15 protein-coding genes are annotated in these 18,587 nt (G+C 54.6%); 4 read left to right on the top strand and 11 right to left on the bottom strand.

Features of this window, described 5'->3' with window-relative positions; translation table 11 throughout:
- The coding region (locus tag AC3WJN_RS20195) for a transposase (protein ID WP_492329320.1) at positions 1 to 319 on the top strand (319 nt) is incomplete at its 5' end.
- 907 nt (positions 320 to 1,226) lie between these two features.
- On the opposite strand, the gene pyk is transcribed toward AC3WJN_RS20195, so the two are convergent.
- From pyk to AC3WJN_RS20155, 8 genes are all read right to left on the bottom strand, one after another.
- A complete protein-coding gene (pyk, locus tag AC3WJN_RS20190; RefSeq protein WP_005831386.1) occupies positions 1,227 to 2,981 on the bottom strand; it encodes a pyruvate kinase in 1,755 nt (584 codons plus the stop codon).
- Between the two features lie 48 nt (positions 2,982 to 3,029).
- Entirely contained in the window at positions 3,030 to 3,989 is a 960-nt protein-coding gene (gene pfkA / locus AC3WJN_RS20185; RefSeq protein WP_005831388.1) for a 6-phosphofructokinase, read from the bottom strand.
- 223 nt (positions 3,990 to 4,212) lie between these two features.
- The gene (gene accA / locus AC3WJN_RS20180; protein WP_005831390.1) at positions 4,213 to 5,169 is read right to left on the bottom strand and encodes an acetyl-CoA carboxylase carboxyl transferase subunit alpha; all 957 of its coding nucleotides are present in this window, start codon (positions 5,167 to 5,169) and stop codon (positions 4,213 to 4,215) included.
- On the bottom strand, positions 5,136 to 6,080 hold the full coding sequence (gene accD, locus AC3WJN_RS20175) for an acetyl-CoA carboxylase, carboxyltransferase subunit beta (protein WP_005831392.1): 945 nt from the start codon (positions 6,078 to 6,080) through the stop codon (positions 5,136 to 5,138). Before accD ends, accA begins: the two co-directional genes overlap by 34 nt.
- Before the next feature lie 21 nt (positions 6,081 to 6,101).
- Positions 6,102 to 6,284 carry a hypothetical protein gene (locus AC3WJN_RS20170; protein ID WP_005831394.1) on the bottom strand — a complete coding sequence of 61 codons (183 nt, stop codon included), beginning with the start codon at positions 6,282 to 6,284 and terminating at the stop codon, positions 6,102 to 6,104.
- Positions 6,285 to 6,366: 82 nt separating this feature from the next.
- Positions 6,367 to 7,038 (bottom strand): FadR/GntR family transcriptional regulator, encoded by a 672-nt coding sequence (locus AC3WJN_RS20165; protein WP_005831396.1) that lies wholly within the window; start codon positions 7,036 to 7,038, stop codon positions 6,367 to 6,369.
- A gap of 98 nt (positions 7,039 to 7,136) precedes the next feature.
- Positions 7,137 to 8,381 carry an NADP-dependent malic enzyme gene (ystJ, locus tag AC3WJN_RS20160; RefSeq protein ID WP_122952873.1) on the bottom strand — a complete coding sequence of 415 codons (1,245 nt, stop codon included), beginning with the start codon at positions 8,379 to 8,381 and terminating at the stop codon, positions 7,137 to 7,139.
- 168 nt (positions 8,382 to 8,549) lie between these two features.
- Positions 8,550 to 11,978 carry a DNA polymerase III subunit alpha gene (locus AC3WJN_RS20155; protein WP_492329319.1) on the bottom strand — a complete coding sequence of 1,143 codons (3,429 nt, stop codon included), beginning with the start codon at positions 11,976 to 11,978 and terminating at the stop codon, positions 8,550 to 8,552.
- A 177-nt stretch (positions 11,979 to 12,155) separates the two neighbouring features.
- On the opposite strand from AC3WJN_RS20155, the gene AC3WJN_RS20150 reads away from it, so the two are divergent.
- Together AC3WJN_RS20150 and AC3WJN_RS20145 are read left to right on the top strand one after the other, a co-directional pair.
- On the top strand, positions 12,156 to 12,467 hold the full coding sequence (locus AC3WJN_RS20150; protein WP_005831401.1) for a YtpI family protein: 312 nt from the start codon (positions 12,156 to 12,158) through the stop codon (positions 12,465 to 12,467).
- A 66-nt stretch (positions 12,468 to 12,533) separates the two neighbouring features.
- The gene (locus AC3WJN_RS20145; RefSeq protein WP_025846811.1) at positions 12,534 to 12,752 is read left to right on the top strand and encodes a hypothetical protein; all 219 of its coding nucleotides are present in this window, start codon (positions 12,534 to 12,536) and stop codon (positions 12,750 to 12,752) included.
- A gap of 191 nt (positions 12,753 to 12,943) precedes the next feature.
- Here the strand turns inward: AC3WJN_RS20145 and AC3WJN_RS20140 are convergent, their stop codons facing one another.
- The 3 genes from AC3WJN_RS20140 to AC3WJN_RS20130 all read right to left on the bottom strand — a co-directional run bounded on the left by AC3WJN_RS20140 (position 12,944) and on the right by AC3WJN_RS20130 (position 17,059).
- Complete coding sequence (locus tag AC3WJN_RS20140; protein WP_005831403.1) at positions 12,944 to 13,576, bottom strand: DUF2087 domain-containing protein; 633 nt, start codon at positions 13,574 to 13,576, stop codon at positions 12,944 to 12,946.
- An 802-nt stretch (positions 13,577 to 14,378) separates the two neighbouring features.
- Entirely contained in the window at positions 14,379 to 15,689 is a 1,311-nt protein-coding gene (locus tag AC3WJN_RS20135; RefSeq protein ID WP_005831405.1) for a DRTGG domain-containing protein, read from the bottom strand.
- 212 nt (positions 15,690 to 15,901) lie between these two features.
- Positions 15,902 to 17,059 (bottom strand): DUF445 domain-containing protein, encoded by a 1,158-nt coding sequence (locus AC3WJN_RS20130; protein WP_122952875.1) that lies wholly within the window; start codon positions 17,057 to 17,059, stop codon positions 15,902 to 15,904.
- Positions 17,060 to 17,152: 93 nt separating this feature from the next.
- Between AC3WJN_RS20130 and AC3WJN_RS20125 the strand changes: the two genes are divergently transcribed.
- Positions 17,153 to 18,586, top strand: coding sequence for a YheC/YheD family endospore coat-associated protein (locus AC3WJN_RS20125; RefSeq protein ID WP_005831408.1), 1,434 nt, complete (start codon positions 17,153 to 17,155; stop codon positions 18,584 to 18,586).
- Position 18,587: the final 1 nt, after the last annotated feature.

Raw genomic sequence — 18,587 nt, 5'->3', positions numbered from 1 at the left:
GATGGGAAAAGTAGAGTGCCCACACGGCTCAGCTTGGTGCTCTTCCTCCAACTACGGAATGGTCGTAAAAGTGAACGTCCACGATGATCTCCGCAGATTTTCTTTGCCACATCGGGACACAAAGAATTGGAAGAAGATGTATCACAAACGGACGAGTGTAGAGCGATGCAATGCCCGTTTAAAGGAAAACCTGACAGCGAATGATCTACATGTCGGTGGCATTCAAAAAGTGAAAACGTATGTGTATTTGAATGCTATCGTATTATTGGTGTCTGCTCTGGCAGGAAAGAAAGCCAAGCCATCCAAAAAAACGGCCTAAGCACTCTTTTGAAAAAAGCAGCATCGCAAAATTCTGTCCGAATGCCCATCTTGCTTTTAGGCTTTACCTTATAAAAGTGGCATTTCCCACTTTACGTACCATTAAACTTCATTTTTTAAACGAAAACCTAATTTTGCAAAAGGCTCAAAAAAGTAAGCGTATTAAGAGACATGAATGGAGCCGTTTTAGCATTTTTCCTTTATACAATTACAGACCAACTCTGGTGGCTTAGTCTTCTTGTTTTAATAGCTGCCTATATCTTTGCAATTATACAAACATCGAAAAACGTCCGATGAAGCTCGAAACCAAAACTACCAACCAGTGGGGGGAACGCCCGAATCCTCATTTTCGGGCGTTTCTCGCTGTTTTCGGCAACTAGCGCCTAATTAACCGGCTGCCGCTGTTCTCTTTTGGGATTTCTACCCTACGAACGGGATTGGGGCGGTATTTACCTGCCCGGATTTGCTCCTTGATGGTTTCCCCGCTTTCTTTGAGAGAGGGTAGAAGTTCATTCGTCCATCTCCTTCGTGTTCCGCCCTGTTCTTCTGCGGTGAGCCTTCCGCTGGAAGTTGGCTGCCCTTCGCTCCTGACGACTCCCTTTCCTCCCATCTCCCCGCATCATTTACACTGGGATGTCCGTGTAGCTTTGCTTTGTTCAGCAAGGTCGTCCCATCCCCTCTACCTGATGATGTTCGTTTGTCCTCGGGCCGGGATTTTGCCTCCAGCTTCCTTAAGATTCCACCTCACGATGAACACCCTTGCTCTTGGCTAGGGGTTGTCCACTACCAGCCCCCACAAGCGGACTTTCACCGCTTAGTTAGTCGCCATGCGTGGCACACAAAGAAAACCCCGTTGATTTTCATCACGGGGTTCGGCTGAAAAGCCATATCATACAAGACTATGATATTTACAAAACGCGCGCATGACCTGAATAAATATGCCCGCGCTCCGAATCGACTGTCACGACCTGTCCTTCCTTCAACAAGTCGGTAGCAAACGGCACGCCTACGATCACAGGCACGCCCAGGTTCAAGCCTACGATGGCAGCGTGAGACGTCAGCCCGCCCTCTTCGCAAATGACGGCGCCAGCCTTGCTGAAGGCTTCGATCATGTCGGAATCCGTTCCGATCGTCACCAGAATGACGCCTTCCTCGACTTTTTGCAACGCTTCCTCTGCGGAACGGGCAATCACGACCCGGCTCGTCACGACTTTGCGGCCGATGCCTTGTCCTTTTGCCACCACATCGCCAATTACGTGGATTTTCATCAGGTTGGTTGTCCCTACTTCGCGCACAGGCACGCCCGCGGTAATCACCACGAGATCGCCATGGCGCACAAAGCCGGCGTCGAGCGCTTCCTGCACCGACATCTCCAGCATTTCATCGGTTGTATTCGCCAGCTCGCCTTTCACCGGATAGACGCCGTTTACGAGCGCCAGACGGCGAATGACAGCCGCATGCGGAGTGACTGCGACGATTGGCGCCTTAGGACGGAATTTGGACACCATGCGCGCCGTGTGTCCGCTCTCGGTTGCGGTAATGATCGCTGCCGCGTCCAAATCCAGCGCTGCATTGGAGACAGCCTGGCTGATCGCATCGGTAATCGTCACTTGCTTAAGCTGGGCTTGTGCGTACAAAATCTCGCGGTAGTTCAGCTCTTGCTCCGCTCTTACGGCAATGCGGTCCATCGTTTCCACAGATTCCACCGGGTATTTGCCCGCAGCCGTCTCGCCGGACAGCATGATCGCATCCGTGCCGTCAAAAATCGCGTTGGCGACGTCGCTTGCCTCGGCGCGGGTCGGACGCGGATTGCGCTGCATCGAATCGAGCATTTGCGTAGCCGTAATGACAGGCTTGGCCAGCTCGTTACATTTTTTAATCAGCTTTTTCTGGACGAGCGGCACTTCCTCGGCTGGAATTTCCACACCCAGGTCGCCGCGCGCCACCATCAGGCCGTCTGTTACGACGAGAATTTCATCGACGTTGTCGACGCCTTCCTGGTTTTCGATTTTGGCGATGATGTCGATGCGCACGTTGTGGCGCTCCAAAATCTGGCGGATTTCCAAAATGTCGGAGGCTTTGCGGACGAAAGAAGCCGCGATGAAATCAACCTGCTGCTGGATGCCGAACTCGATGTCCTGCGCATCCTTTTCCGTAATCCCGGGCAGGTTGATTTTGACGCCCGGTACGTTGACGCCTTTTTTGCTTTTCAGCGTACCGCCGTTTTTGATGAGGCAGACGATCTCGTTCCCCCGGACCTCCTGAACCGTCAGCCCGATCAAGCCGTCGTCGATCAAAATCGTATCGCCCGGTTTGACGTCTTGCGGCAACTCCGAGTACGTAATGGAGACGCGCTCGGCTGTGCCAGCGATTTCCTCTGTCGTCAGGATCAGTGTTTTTCCTTCCTCCAGCTCGACTGCCTCAACGGCAAGCGTGCCCGTGCGGATTTCCGGCCCTTTCGTATCCAGCAGGATCGCCACCGGCTTGCCAGTCTCCTCGGATGCGCGGCGAATGTTTGCGATGCGCGCCGCGTGCTCTTCGTGGCTTCCGTGGGAGAAATTCAGACGAGCTACGTTCATTCCCGCGTGTATCAGCTTTTTCAGCGTCTCGACAGACTCGCTCGCCGGTCCGATTGTACACACGATTTTTGCTTTCCTTAACATAGGAATTATGCCTCCTCTATACACTGCTGCTCTCAAGCGCTTGCTTGACTAGATAGACAGTGTTCGCGCCAGTTGATATACGGATAAATCCAATTGATGCTTCTGTGACAATGCTTCGTTGAAATCAACGTCGACGATCTGGTTGTTTTGAATGCCGACCATCCGATCTTTTTTGCCTTCCAACAGCAAGTCGACTGCGGCTGCACCCATCCGGCTCGCCAGCATCCGGTCCATCGCGGTCGGCGAGCCTCCGCGCTGAATGTGTCCGAGCACGGTCACGCGCGTCTCCCAGCCTGTTTCCTTGGTGATCGCTTCGGCGTAAGAAGCCGCGCTGCCCACGCCTTCTGCCACGATGATGATGGAATGCTTTTTGCCGCGGCGCTGTCCGGCGTGCAGACGCTCGATAATATCATTCATGTCCTGGGATTCTTCCGGAATGATAATCGACTCGGCCCCTGCGGCAAGCCCTGCCCACAAAGCCAGGTCGCCTGCGTCGCGTCCCATTACCTCAATGATGTAGGTGCGCTCATGGGAGGTTGCCGTATCGCGAATTTTATCGATCGCTTCTACAATCGTATTGAGCGCGGTATCGAACCCGATCGTAAAGTCGGTGCACGGGATGTCGTTGTCGATCGTGCCCGGAACGCCAATCGTCGGGAAGCCTTTTTCCGTCAGCTTTTGCGCTCCGCGGAAAGAGCCGTCCCCGCCAATGACGATCAGCCCTTCGATCCCGAATTTGCGCAACTGCTCGACCGCTTTTTGCTGTCCGGCGTCAGTCTTGAAAGCCTCGCTCCGGGCAGAATAGAGGATGGTTCCTCCTCGCTGGATAATGTCCCCAACGGAGCCCAGTGTCATTTCCTGGATATCGCCTTTCATCAGACCTTCGTATCCGTGATATACCCCGTACATTTGCACTCCGTGGTAAGCGGCACGGCGAACGGCCGCACGTACCGCCGCATTCATGCCTGGCGAATCTCCGCCGCTGGTCAGAACCGCAAGCTTTTGCATGGAATCCACCTCTCCAATCCATATCGTCTTTAGCATGTCATGAAACAGAAACAGTATGTACCATAACGTGTATGAAACATGCTGTATTACTCCGTTTCGTATATCTGTTATACACACAACAGAAATGTGCCATACTTTTTGAAAGCTCTGATAACTCGCTTATTCGAACTCGATTGTAGCAGATTTTCCGTGCAGAAAAAAGACAAAAAACGCCCCCTGCAGCTTACAGGGAGGCGTACTCGCCGATTCGTTTGAACTTCTCGTATCTGTCCTGTACCAGTTCATCCGGGCTTAAACGGCCCAACTGTTCCAGTTGCTCGGAGATGACCGCCTTGACCGAGGTCGCCTGTGCAATCAGGTCGCGGTGCGCTCCTCCAAACGGCTCGTCGATGATGCCGTCAATCACGCCGAGAGCGAGCAGATCGGGAGCGGTAATTTTCATCGTCTCCGCTGCGCGCATGCCCAGGCTGGAATCTCTCCATAGAATCGCAGCCGCACTCTCCGGCGCAATCACGGAGTAATAGGAGTTCTCCAGCATATAGATGCGGTTGCCTACGCTGATCGCCAGCGCGCCGCCACTACCGCCTTCGCCGATGACAATGCAAATAATCGGCACGCGAAAGGTAGCCATCTCCCGCAAGTTGCGGGCAATCGCTTCGCTTTGGCCGCGTTCCTCTGCCGCTTTGCCTGGATAAGCTCCTGATGTATTGATAAAGCAGATGATCGGCCGTCCGAATTTGTCGGCCTGCTGCATGATGCGCAAAGCTTTGCGGTAGCCTTCCGGATGAGCCATCCCGAAGTTGCGCTTGATGTTGTCTTTCGTGTCTTTGCCTTTTTGATGGCCGATAACCGTCACCGGGCGCCCGTCAAACTTGGCAATCCCGCCCACGATCGAATGGTCGTCCCCGTACAGCCTGTCCCCATGTACTTCCAGAAAATCAGTAAAAAGAAGTTGAATGTAGTCCAAAGTCGTTGGTCTTTCCGGGTGACGGGCCAGTTGGACGCGCTGCCACGGCGTCAGGTTGCCGTAAATTTGTTCGGCAAGCTCTTTTGCCTTTTGTTCCAGACGCTTTACTTCGTCGGAAAAATCAATGCCTTTTTCTTCGGTAAAGCGACGCAATTCCTTGATTTTGTCTTGCAACTCTACTAATGGCTTTTCAAAGGGGAGTTCGCCTGCCATATTTCCACTCCTTCCCGTGACGTGTGCATCTCTACCAGATTGGACAGCGTTTGGCGCATGTCTTTACGGTGCACGACCATGTCGAGCTGACCGTTTTTCAGCAAAAATTCTGCTGTCTGGAAGTCTTTTGGCAGCTCCTGGCGAATGGTTTGCTCGATGACGCGACGTCCCGCAAAGCCGATCATGGCGCCCGGTTCCGCGATGTTGTAGTCACCGAGCGAAGAAAAGCTCGCCGACACGCCGCCGTATGTAGGATTCGTCATGACCGAAATAAACAGCAAGCGCTCGCGGTCAAGTCTGGACAAAGCCGCGCTTGTTTTCGCCATCTGCATCAGGCTGAGAACGCCTTCCTGCATGCGCGCCCCGCCGGATGCGGAGAACAGGATGAAAGGCAGTCGCCGTTCGATCGCTTGCTCAATCGCACGCGTAATTTTTTCCCCGACAACCGAGCCCATGCTGGCCATGCGGAAGCGGGAATCCATGACGCCAATCACGATGCGGTTGCCACCGAGCAGCCCCTCGCCGGTGATGATCGCTTCGTTCAGTTTGGTGTTGGCCATGTCCTGCTCCAGCTTTTCCAGATAGCCTGGAAACCCGAGCGGATTGGCGGTAATCAAATTCGCGTCAAACTCCTCTGTCAGAACCCCATCATCCAAAATGGATTGCAACCGCTCCGGCGCGGACATGGAGTAATGGTACTGGCAGCCCTTGCATACGCGCAAATTTTTTTCCAAATCCTTCGAGTAGTGGATCGTCCCACAATGTGGGCATTTATTCATCAATCCCTCAGGGACTTCCTTCTCCTTCGTACCCGCTTCCTTGCTAGCGTCGGTGGAAGCAGGGACACGTGCCAGTGTCTCAGAAGGGACAGTGGCAAATTTGCGCTTTTTCCCGAAAAGATCTTTTAGCACAGGTACACCCCACCTTTCTCATCAGTGAAGGATCGAGCCGAGTACATCCCGGACTTCATTCAGTTCGCCCTCGGGCACGAGAATCTCGTATTGCTTCGAGACCTTCGCCTCGCGAACCTTGACCAAAAACCCTTCATCTGTCAAACGTTGCTGTATCCGTTCAGCTATTTTAGCGCTAGGAGCGATGTAGATGACCGTCCACATGCTGGCTTCCTCCTTCATCGTCCAATACAGGTCTGCATCATCATATCACAGCGCCAGCGCCCCTCGCAAATAGGAGAAAAATCTAGAGCTTGCTGTTCTCCAGATGGTGCCTCATTCTCTCAACCGCGACATTGACATCGCCTGCGCGGATTGCCTCCATGATCTCGCGATGCTCTTCCAGCGCCATGCGCGCCCTGCCTTCCCGCGACAGCGATTCCGTCCGCACGCTGTTGCTATACTCTACCAACGGCGTCCAGATGCGGTGCAAAATGGAATTGCGGCTGGATCGGCAAATCACGCGATGAAACTGATAGTCTTCTTCCGTAGGAACCTCGCCTCTCTCTACCCGTTCGTGCGCAATGGCGAGAATCCGTTCCATTTCTTCAAAATGCTTCGCGGTCGCCCGCCTACAGGCGAGACGAACAGCGTCGATCTCCAGCATTTTGCGCATTTCGATCAAGTCCTTCTTGGTTTTCGTATCCCGTAGGATAAAAAAGCCAAGAATATCGATCAGACGGTTGTGCCGATAATGCTTGAGGAAGGTGCCTTCTCCGCGGCGAGTCTCGATGAGCCCGAGCAGTTCCAGGGCACGGAGAGCTTCGCGTACAGAGGATCGCCCTGCTCCCAACTGCTCAGACAACTCTCGCTCCGACGGAAGCTTGTCGCCAGGCCTTAAGTTTTGCTCCTGAATGATTTCGTGAAGTTGCAGGAGAATGCCTTCGTAAACCTTTCGATCTTGAGTGGAGTCGAGCACAATGACCCTCCTTATTGCTACTACTGGTGAAGTGAAGCACCCTCCACATATTCACGTCCGATACAGGTGCTCGTGGAGGGTGTTTGACTGCACTTCCCTTACACTTGCTGGTAGGAAATGGCTGCCAGACTGGCTGTTTTCTCTTTTACTGCTTCCGGATCGACGGTGATGCGGGCTACGCCGCTTTCCATCGCCGCTTTGGCTACGGCTGCTGCAACGTTTGGAGCAACACGCGGATCGAATGGAGCAGGAATTACTTTTTCAGCAGAGAGCTCTTCTGGCGAGATCAGGTCGGCAATGGCATAGACGGCTGCCAGCTTCATCTCTTCGTTGATCTCGGTCGCGCGCGTATCCAGCGCCCCGCGGAAAATGCCCGGGAAAGCGAGGACGTTGTTCACCTGGTTCGGGAAGTCGGAACGGCCTGTACCGACAACCGCTGCGCCCGCTGCTTTTGCCTCGTTCGGCATGATTTCCGGAGTCGGGTTCGCCATGGCGAAGATGATCGGATCGCGGTTCATGGAGCGCACCATTTCAGGAGTGACAGCACCTGCTACGGATACGCCGATAAATACGTCTGCCCCTTTCATCGCTTCTGCCAGATCGCCTTGCAGCTTGCTGCGGTTCGTGATTTTCGCCATTTCTTCTTTTACCGGGTTCATTCCGTAGTCGCGGCCTTCGTACACGATTCCTTTTGTATCGACCATGATGACTTCTTTTACGCCCATGGAAATCAAAAGTTTCATGATCGCGATACCAGCGGCGCCCGCACCGTTCGCCACTACGCGGATGTCCTCCAGCTTTTTGTCCACTACGCGCAGGGCGTTAATGAGACCGGCTGCCGTCACGATCGCCGTACCGTGCTGGTCGTCGTGGAAGATCGGGATGTTCGTCTCGCGCTTCAGGCGCTCTTCCACTTCGAAGCACGCAGGAGCTGCGATATCTTCGAGGTTCACGCCGCCAAAGGTCGGCTCAAGCAGCTTCACCGTCTCGACGATTTTGTCCACGTCGGTTGTGTTGAGGCAGATCGGGAAAGCATCCACGCCTGCGAAGGATTTGAACAGTACCGCTTTTCCTTCCATCACGGGCATCGCTGCTTCCGGACCGATGTTGCCGAGGCCGAGAACGGCTGTACCGTCGCTCACGACAGCAACGAGGTTGCCTTTCATGGTGTATTCGTAAACTTTGGACTTGTCGTCGAAAATGTCTTTGCAAGGTTCAGCTACGCCAGGAGAATAAGCCAAGCTCAGGTCGTGCGCATTGCGAACAGGAACCTTTGTCACCGCCTCCAGCTTCCCTTTATTTTTTCGATGAAGTTCCAGTGCTTCCTCTCTCAGATTAGACATCTTAACCCACTCCATTTCACGATAATCTTTCTATGATTGCTTGAACAGCCTCTTTCATGCTTGAAAGCCCTAAGTGGTCTGACCACTTATTGAGTTATGAGTTCACTATATAGCAAAAACTATTATCCTGTAAACCTGCCGAAAACGGCGAAAAAGGGAGGACATTCCTCATCCTCCCCAATTTATGGGCAATTCTTTCGGAATTACGCTGTCACGTCCCACAATTTCTCGCGCTTGCTCCAAAAATGACTCGTCCACCTCTACCCGAATATCGTCGGGAAGGCGAATTGTCTGTCTTTTTCCTTCGTAAAACAAAATCACAGGAATCGTTCCTTTTTTTTCGACAAACAGCCGTTGCAGACGTTGCAGTGTCGAATCGTGCTCCTGCTGGGCCGATATTTTGACAAACAGAACCGTTTCCGTCGTCGGCGCAGGCAGCGCCTCGGCATCCCAGAAGCGCGAAGCGAGCAGCTTCACCGTATCATCCTGATGGTCTACCCGCGCTTCGGCCACGACGATGCGCTCCTTGCCCAGAAGCTGCCCGTACTTGGCAAACACTTGCGGAAAAACGACCAGCTCGACGGGCATCGTCTTGTCTTCCAGCGTAAGGAACGCCATCGGGTCGCCTTTTTTCGTCTGGATGCGCTTTTCTTCCGTAATCATTCCGAACACCTTGACCGTCTTGTCGCGAGCGACTTCACTGAGAGCGGAGATGGCGGTCACTTCCGGGCGGGCAGCCACATGGGCATACTGGTCGAGCGGATGGCCGGAGAGGTAGACGCCGATCAGCTCTCTTTCTTCTTTCAACTGCTGCGTGCGCGAAAGCGGCGGCACGTCCGGGTATTCGGCAGGGTCCCGCGGCGGGGCAGACTGCTCCTCTCCGGCAAACAGGTCGAGCTGGTTTGCGTCCCGCTCCACACGTTTGGCGTTTGCCTTGCCTACCGCTTCATCGAGCAACAGCAGCAGTTGGCTGCGGTGACCAGGCAGCGAATCGAGCGCGCCGCACAGTGTCAACGACTCGACCACCCGCCTGTTCACGAGCCGCGCATCCACTCTGGCGCAAAAATCGAACACGTCCCGATACGGCCGGCCAGCGCGCTCCTTCACGATGGACTCAATCGCGCCGTAGCCGACGTTTTTCACGGCAGCAAGCCCGAAGCGGATCGCCTCCTCCTCTACCGTAAAGTACGCGGCGCTCTTGTTGACGTCCGGGCCAAGCACGCGCAGGCCAAGACGGCGCGCCTCTTCCGTGTACTCGGCGATCCGCGTCTGCGAGCCGATGGACAGCGACAGGAGCGCCGCCATGAAGGCGAGCGGATAGGTCGCTTTCAAATACGCCATCTGGTAGGCGATGATCGCGTAGGCGACGGAGTGGGCCTTGTTGAAGCCGTAATCGGCGAAGCGCACAATCAGGTCGTACACCTGGTTGCCCAACTCTTCCCCGTAGCCATGGCGGACGCAGCCTTCCACGAATTTTTCCCGCTGCTCGGCCAGCAGCTCGCGTTTTTTCTTGCCGACTGCCCGGCGCAAAATATCGGCCTCGCCCAAGCTGAAGCCAGCGAGCGTAGACGAAATCTGCATGATCTGCTCCTGGTAGATCATAAAGCCGTGCGTTTCGCGCAAAATCGGCTCGAGAATCGGATGGGCGTACTGGACTTTGCTCTGGCCGTGCTTGGCGGCAATGTACTGGGGAATAATCTCCATCGGTCCCGGACGGTACAGGGCGAGTACAGCGATGATGTCACCCAAGCTGGTCGGCTTCAGGTCGCGAAGCACATGGCGCATCCCGCCCGACTCCAACTGAAACACGCCTGTCGTCTCGCCGCGCGACAGCATGCGGAACGTTTTCGGATCGTCTGTCGGAATTTTTTCCAGGTCAAGCTCAATCCCTTGCTCGGCGAGGTGGCGGAGTGTCTCCTGAATGATCGTCAGGTTGCGCAGCCCGAGAAAATCCATTTTCAACAGGCCCACTTCCTCCAAAATCTCCATCGGATACTGGGTGAGCGCCAGCCCTTCGTTGCCGGTTTGCAGCGGCACGTAGCTGGTCAGCGGCTCGCGCGAAATGACGACGCCCGCCGCATGGGTGGAAGCGTGGCGCGGCAGCCCTTCCACGCCTTTTGCTGTCGCGATCAGCAAGGCGGCCTGCTTGTTTTCGGCACACAGCTTGCCGATATCCGGGTTGAGCTCTATCGCGCGGTCAATCGTCATCCCCGGCGATTGCGGAATCATTTTGGCCACGCGGTCGATAAGCCCAAGCGACAGCCCGAGCGCCCGGCCGACGTCGCGCACCGCAGCGCGAGCCGCCATCGTCCCGAACGTAATGATCTGGGCGACGCGGTCGTGACCGTACTTTTTCGCCACGTAGTGGATCACTTCGTCGCGCCGCTCCACGGAAAAGTCGATATCAATATCCGGCATCGTCACCCGCTCGGGATTGAGAAACCGCTCAAAGAGCAGGTTGAAGCGGAGCGGATCGACGTTTGTAATTTTCAGCGCATAGGCGACAAGGCTGCCCGCAGCAGAGCCCCGGCCCGGCCCGGTCGGAATGCCGTGCTGGTGGGCGTAGCGCATGAAGTCCCACACGATCAGGAAGTAGTCGGTAAAGCCCGTTCCGGTAATGATCGACAGTTCGTGATCGAGCCGCTCCCGGATTTGCGGCGTCATTTCCCCGTAGCGTTCCCGGCAGCCTTGCTCGCAGAGCGAACGCAAATATTGTGCCGAATCTTGTCCCGCAGGCAAGGGAAATTCCGGCAAAATGTGCGCGCCAAACGACAGCTCTACGCTGCATCTGTCTGCGATCATGGCCGTATTCGCCAGCGCCTCGGGCGCGTAGGAAAAGGCCGCTGCCATCTCCTCTCCGCTTTTCAAGTAGTATTGGTCCGTTTCGTAGCGAAAACGGTTTTCCTCCTCGATCGTTTTGCCTTCCTTGATCGCGAGCAGGATGTCGTGCTGGCGATGCTCGTTTTGCATGACGTAGTGCACGTTGTTCGTGGCGACCAGCGGAATGCCCGTCTCCTGGCTCAGCTTGACCAGGCGAGCATTGAGCCTGCGCTCGCTCTCCAGGCCGTGGTCCGCCAGCTCCAAAAAGTAATTCGCTTCGCCGAACACGCGCCGATGCCACAAGGCCGCTTCCAGCGCCGCCTGCGCTTCGCCTGCGAGCAAAAGCTGCGCGACTTCGCCGTGCTGGCAGCCGCTGAGCGCAATCAGCCCTTCGGCGTGACGGGCGAGCACTTCTTTGTTCACGCGCGGGATGATGTAGTTTCCTTCCGTATTGGCGACTGTCGCCAGCTTGAGCAGGTTGCGGTAGCCCGTTTCGTTTTCCGCCAGTACGACCAAATGGTGCGGGGCAGGCGCATTGCGCACGCGATCCTGCAAGTTTCCTTCGATCACGTACAGCTCCATCCCGATGATCGGCTTGATCTGCGCTGCCCGGCAAGCTTTATAAAAAGGGACAGCCCCGTACAGGTTGGCGTGGTCGGTAATCGCCAGCGCGCTCATGCCCAACTCCTGCGCACGCGCTACCAGCGCCTCGATCCTCGCCGCTCCGTCTAGCAAGCTGTACTCTGTATGAACGTGCAAATGGACAAAGGAGGTCATCTGCTTCCTTCCTCTCCTGTTTTACGAGTCGATTCGTTTTCGTAGCTTTCTCTATCATTATACCGAAAGTAAGAGGAATGTGGGGGAATAAGAACGAATGTTCCTGTTTGAATTTGACCTTTCTTGCTTTGATTTGGTAGGATAATACCAGATTTGTTCGAAAGGATGAAGCCATCTATGTGGTCGGCCTTTTATTTGACCGGCGTTCTCGCTTCGCTCGTAGCCAGCGTCTATTTCAGCATCCACGCGCGCAGACGCGGCATCCATCCGCTGGAGTCCCGGATGACGCTTGGCAAAATGAATATTGCACTTGGCATTCTCGTCTCTTTGTTCGGCCTCAACCAGTTTACGTTTGATACGCTCGATACGATCCGCATCGTGGTCGCGATCGTCATGCTGCTCGTCGGCGTGATGAACCTGTATTTGGGAACCCGCAACTTTTTGCACTATCGCAGCGCCTGGCGGGCAGAATTGAAAAAAGGCATCTGAGAGCTAAAAAGCATGGGAACAAACAGATTGTTCGGCATGCTTTTTTCTTTGACAGGAGGTGGATTTGTGAAGACATGGACAACGGGCAAGCAGCTCGCCATCTGCTCTACATTGCTCGGGCTGATGCTTATTTCCAGCATCGTCGTGCTGCTGCTCACGCCACACACGTTTGTCCGCGCCCTGCATCTCGTAGTCGTCGTCGCGTTGTCGATGGCGCTCGGGGCTTTTGCCCGGGAGTTTTTTCTTTTGCGGGAAAAGAAAAAACAGGCTAAAAGAGAGGCGTAGCGGTTATTGCGATGCTTCTCTTTTAGCCTGCTGGAAATAGTTTTCCTGAATTGCCAATGGTTTGCCATGGCTAAGCACAATCTGTTCTCGTTATAATCAGTTTGTGTGACATTCTATTGTTTCAGACAACCTGAGCGAAGTGCCGACGGTTGTCCTTTTTTATGCCCTTTTTGCATGGCGATTGTTTCCAGTTAACGCAAATCCTCTGCTTTGGCCCACATTTCCTCGGGGTTCAGCTCGTAGATGCCGTCTTCCCGATACATGTAGTGGTTCATGACAAATTCCCGGCGAATCGTCGCGTAATCTTCGTGGAACTGGCGGATGTAGTCGTTGATCTCCTGCTCCTTGTATTTCCGGCCGTGCTCCAGCCCCCGGACCATGTGTTCGAACACGATCAGCTTTTTCTTGCGCTGGGACGGGATTTGCTTCAGCTTGCCGTCTGGAGTCAGGAAGCTTTTGATTACGTGCATGTGTTCCGCTGCCATCTGGGCCCTCCTCTGATCGTGGTTTTCCTCCGCTTGCGCAAACAGCCCTTCTTCGCTAAAGTCCTTCGCCCGTTCGAGCACGTTCAATATAGCTTGGGTCTGCCGCTTCATGTTGGCTTCGTGCAAGTAAAAGTAGATCGTATTTTTGTCTCGCCGCTCGTAGACGATCCCCGCCTCCCGCAGCTTCGCCATATGGTGCGTAATCGTCGGCGGCGTCACGCCGAGCTTCCCAGCCAGCGCCTGCCCGTGCAAGGGGCCGTTTGCCAAAATCGCGAGGATACGCACCCGCGTCGGATCGCCCAAGGCTTTGTAAAAGGTGACGAGTTTATCCAGTTGCACAGGGATGCTCCTTTCTTTTTTGGGGCGGTGTGTGTTGTGCATGAGATTAGATGAAATTCTAATTAGATGATAGTGTAACTTGGTGGTTTTTGTCAATGTGTGGTGGTTTCTTTGGGTTATCCTCAGGGTCGGTTGGGGTTTCAAAGAGCTTCGCTTTTTCTTCGTTTTCCTCCCAGGGGCTGTTTGATTGGGCGGAGCTTTTTTAAGGGGAAAAGCGTCGGTTCAGTTCGGCAGCAATGGTCGGGGAAAAAAGAAGCTGTTGGCTGGGACAGGGCTTTTAACGGCCAAAAGCTCTCTACCTGGCCGTATGGCTGATGGAAAATGTAAAGTAGTATCTAAAACTAAATGTATCTGCTGGAAAGTCTAATTTTTACTTGTAACGTATCCTTACGAGATTGCTAATCACGTTAGAGGCTCTGTTTCAGATGAAGTCTGGGACTTGCTAAACGCGAACGATAGCTGTAATGAATAGCTGGTTGGTCTTCACTCAGTAAGCATCCCTGCCATTTCTCACGAGGAAACATCAGTGAAACCTCTCCAATCCTTTTATCTTTTAACCCCAGCCACGCAGAGAAGAATATTTCCGGACGCCGCGACTCGCGAATCCCTGCGGAGCGGACAGTCCCCGCTTCCCTGCAGGACGTAGACCGGGCCCCGCTGAACGCGAGCGATAGCTTGTGTTCAGTGGGTGAAGACCGGAGCTTAGTCCGGAAATATTCTTCTCTCCGCAACAGCCCCGCTTAAAAAACATCAAAAAAGGACAGCCCCTCTAAAAAGAGACTGCCCAAAAACACTACACACCTCACCGATCAATAATCTGCGCCGTAATCATCGCCTGCCCGACGAGCTGCTCGCCGTGGTAGACCGAAACCTCCACCTTCCCGAAGCGCCGACTGATATCCAAAAGCCGCGGCTGCACCTGGATGTGGCTCTCCATCTGTACCGGCTTCAAAAAGTACACCGTGATGTTTTCCGGCACCATGTCGCCCCGGCGATGCTGACGCAAGAGATTACAAGCCGCTTCCACCATCACCGTCGTCATGATTCCGCTCGCAATCGTCCCCAGATGATTCGTCATCTGCGGAGTGACGTCGCCCAGATAGACCAGCTCGTCAGCCTGACGCTCCTCGCGGAAATGAGACATAATCAGGTTCGGAAACGTTTCGCTCATCTGTGGCTGCTTCGCCGTGAACTGGAGCGCTTTCAACACATCGTTGCGGCTCAGCACGCCCACCAGCTTGCGATAATTGTCCACGACCGGCAACAGCTCGATCCCTTCCCACACCATCATGTGCGCCGAAGACGCCACAGACACGCGCGGCGAAGTCGTGATCGGATTTTTCGTCATCACCTTGTCGATCGTCGCCGTCTCTTCGTGGCCGATAATATCCTTCGAAGTCACGATCCCGATCAGACGCATCTGCTCGTCGACAACCGGAAAGCGCGTATCCTGATACAACTCCGTATACTGATGCCATTTGGCGACCGTATCGCTCGGCAGCAGTACCGGCGTCTCCGCAAGCGGCTTCAGCACGTCCTCCACCATCACGATTTCCTTTTTAATCAAACGGTCGTAAATCGCCCGGTTAATCATCGACGCGACCGTAAACGAATCATAGCTGGACGAAATGATCGGCAGAGCCAGCCGATCCGCCAGTTGCTTGATTTCCTCGCTCGTATCGAAGCCGCCTGTTATCAGTACGGCTGCGCCTTGCTGCAAAGCGATCTTGTGCGCCTGATAGCGGTTCCCGACAATCAGCAAGCTGCCCGCGTCGATGTAGCGCATCATCGCTTCCAACTGCATCGCGCCGATCACGAATTTGTTCAATGTCTTATGCAGCCCTTCCCGTCCGCCCAGCACATGGCCGTCGACGATGTTGACCACCTCGGCAAAAGTCAATCGCTCTATGTTTTCCTTTTGCTTCTTCTCGATTCTCACTGTGCCGACACGTTCAATGGTGCTTACGTATCCTTGTGTTTCCGCTTCCTTGATAGCGCGGTAGGCCGTACCCTCACTCACATCCAGGTCTTTGGCGATCTGCCGCACGGAAATCTTCGAACCGATCGGAAGGCGATCAATATGCTGCAAGATTTGTTCATGCTTCGTTGCCATATTGCTACTCCCCCTTCCTGGTCTCCCACCCGTTCCAATGTACGCGCGCTCCTTCGAACAATATACCCGAAGGCGCGGCAAAAAAAAAGGGTAGCTTTTTCAAGCTACCGATCAGAAAGTATATCATTAAGGGGGTTTTCATCGTGCTTTTATCTTACCCAAGGAATATTACAGGATTATTACAAGGCGGTTACAGTTTCTTTTCAGTTTTCCTACCCTAACCAGCTTGCCAAAAGTCCCTGGACCAGACCAATGATCCCGCCGAGAATAAAGCCGAGCACCGTAATCATGCGAAACTCTTTTCCCGAGATGCCGACGACCATCTCTTCGATTCTTTCAGTCGGGAAGCCCTCTACCTGCCTTGTCACAATATCGCGAATCGCCAGCCGCGAAAAAATGCGTTCCACGTTTTGCTGCAGCGACTCTACCATCCATTTTGCCAGCCGCGGGACGAGGTTCGTCTGGACTGTCTCCTGAATGGGCGCGGTCAGGCGCGACAGCGGCTCATCGACCAGCCGCAGGCTCTGTTCCTCGATTTTGGCGAAAAGCGCCCGCGACCAGTCGTCGATCTGCTCGCGACCAAGCCACTCCACCAGCTCGCCGACATTTTTGTCCAGCAGCTTGTCCGCTTCCTTGCGCAAAAACTGCTGCAGGCGTCCGGCCAGCTCCGGGCTTTGCAAAAGGTCGTCGAGAGCCGGGAGAATTTTGCCGATGATTTTGTCGTCGGTAAGAAACATGCCGACCAGCCCGCCAAACATCCCTCCGCCGCCACCGAGCATGCTTTTGACCATGCTCTGCAACGTTTGCTGTCCTTCCGGTGAGTGCAGATAGCCGCGCAAACGGTCCATCAGCAGTTGGCTGACCGTCGCGAACGTGGCGTCCAGGCGCTCTTGCCCCGCGTGCGGGATCAGCTCGCGCAGCTTTGTTTCTTCATATTGACTGAGCAGATGTTGGACAAAAGCGTCCCACTTCTCCTGCACAGGAGCGCGCACGCCTTCCTTCCAGCCTCCATCCTCCGTGAACAAATCGGGAACAGCGGCAAGCAAAGCCTGACGCAACGTACGCTCGTCCGCCATCCAGTGCATCGCCAGATTGTTCATCCAGCTTGCCAGCGTGTTTTCCAGACCGCCCTGGGCAAGCGCCCGCCTGACGCCTTCTGTCGTGAGCAAATGCTCTTCCACCAACCTGCCCATTTGTATTGCGATGTCATCCCGCCTTCTCGGGATCAGTCCCGGGGTAAACGGCACCTTCCAATTGCCGATATACCAAGGCTTGAGCGGCCGGAAAAGCATGCGGATGGCCAGTTCGTTCGTGACGCCGCCAATGACAGAACCGACGCCAATATTCACTAATACTATCCATAAGTTCATAAATCCTAACAACCTTTCTTCTCTGCATGGCACCAAACGATTTAGCTACTCATACCATAGACTAACTTTATGCCTGATGGGAAGGGGATAGCCATGTCTTACGTTCCAACCATCGTCGTCGGATACGAGCCAAAGACGGAAGTAGACCTTTACCTACCCCAGGCGCAAATGCGCAAATGGAATCTTTCTTCGCCCACCGCTACTGTCCAATTCGGAAGCAAAACGGTTCGCGCCCGCATCAGCGGCATAGATCGCAGCGGCCAAACACTCATCCGGCCCGCCGTGGCTGGGTCGCTTCGCCTCCCTACAGGCGTTCCTCTGCTGCTGCGCTACGACGCGGACCAACAAACGCTTGTTTTCGGGCCGTATGTAGGGATTCTCGTATCCTCTTACAATGCCCAATTTACGCAATCCCCGTTTGGACCGTTGTCAACTTTTTTCAACGAGCTAGCCGATATTTGCCGCAAGCGTGGAGGAATCATCTGCGCATTCCGACTTCAGGATGTCAATTGGGATGCCGGCATCGTGCGCGGCCTTGTTCGGAGAGGAGGAGTATGGCGCCAAAAAGTGCTGCCGCTGCCCCAATGTATCTATAACCGCCTCGTCTCCCGCCAAAGGGAGCGCAGCGAGCAGATGGCGAATTGGCTGCAGCGCTGCAAGGAAGCCAACATCCCCTTCTTCAACGAGCGTTTCTTGAACAAGTGGCACGTGCACTCCGCTCTGCAAAATCAGGAAAGCGCCGCCGAGCATCTTCCTGCCATGGTTCGCTTTCAGAGCCTGGGAGATTTGCGGATGATGCTGTCTACGTATCGCACTGTTTATGCAAAACCGGCAAATGGAAGCATGGGACGAGGGATTATCCGGCTGCGCCGCACGCAGGAGGGGTATCAGCTCGCCCGCCCAGGCGGGTTTGGCAAAACGTTCTCCAGCATAACCGGCTTGCACCAGTACTTGCACAAACAGACAAAAGGCAAACCTTATTTGCTGCAGCAAGGTTTACCGTTGATCGGCATGCACGGTCGGCCGACTGATTTTCGCGTGCTGGTGCAAAAAAATCGCGCAGGCGAATGGGCCGTCACATCTATGGTTGCCCGTTTGGGATTGAATCGCATCGTTTCCAATATATCCAGAGGCGGCCAGATGATGACGCCCCTTCAGGCACTGCGTGTATGTGGACCATGGGCCAGCTCCGTTCGCCCGTCTCCAGCCACGCTAAAAGAAGTGGCCCTCAAGCTGTCCGTCCTGCTTGAAGAAGCACTGCCCGGCCATTACGCAGAATTCGGCGTCGATCTCGGCGTGGATGTCCGTGGACAGGTGTGGCTTTTGGAGGTGAACAGCAAGCCTTCCAAAACCGCCAATACCATTCCTTTGCCTGAAGGCGTGGAGGAGCCGCCCCGACGCGCCCGTCCTTCCGTCGTACGCATGCTGGAATACTCATCCTACATCAGTGGTTTTCCCCGGACAGCCAAACCGAAACCAAGGGCGACAACAGGCAAATCCAAAGGCAAGAAAAACAGGCGAAGGTGAC

Source organism: Brevibacillus sp. FW306-2-1A-C05A (genome assembly GCF_058781555.1).
Note: the sequence above shows the minus strand (reverse complement) of the source record. Positions and strands in the feature narration are given on the sequence as shown.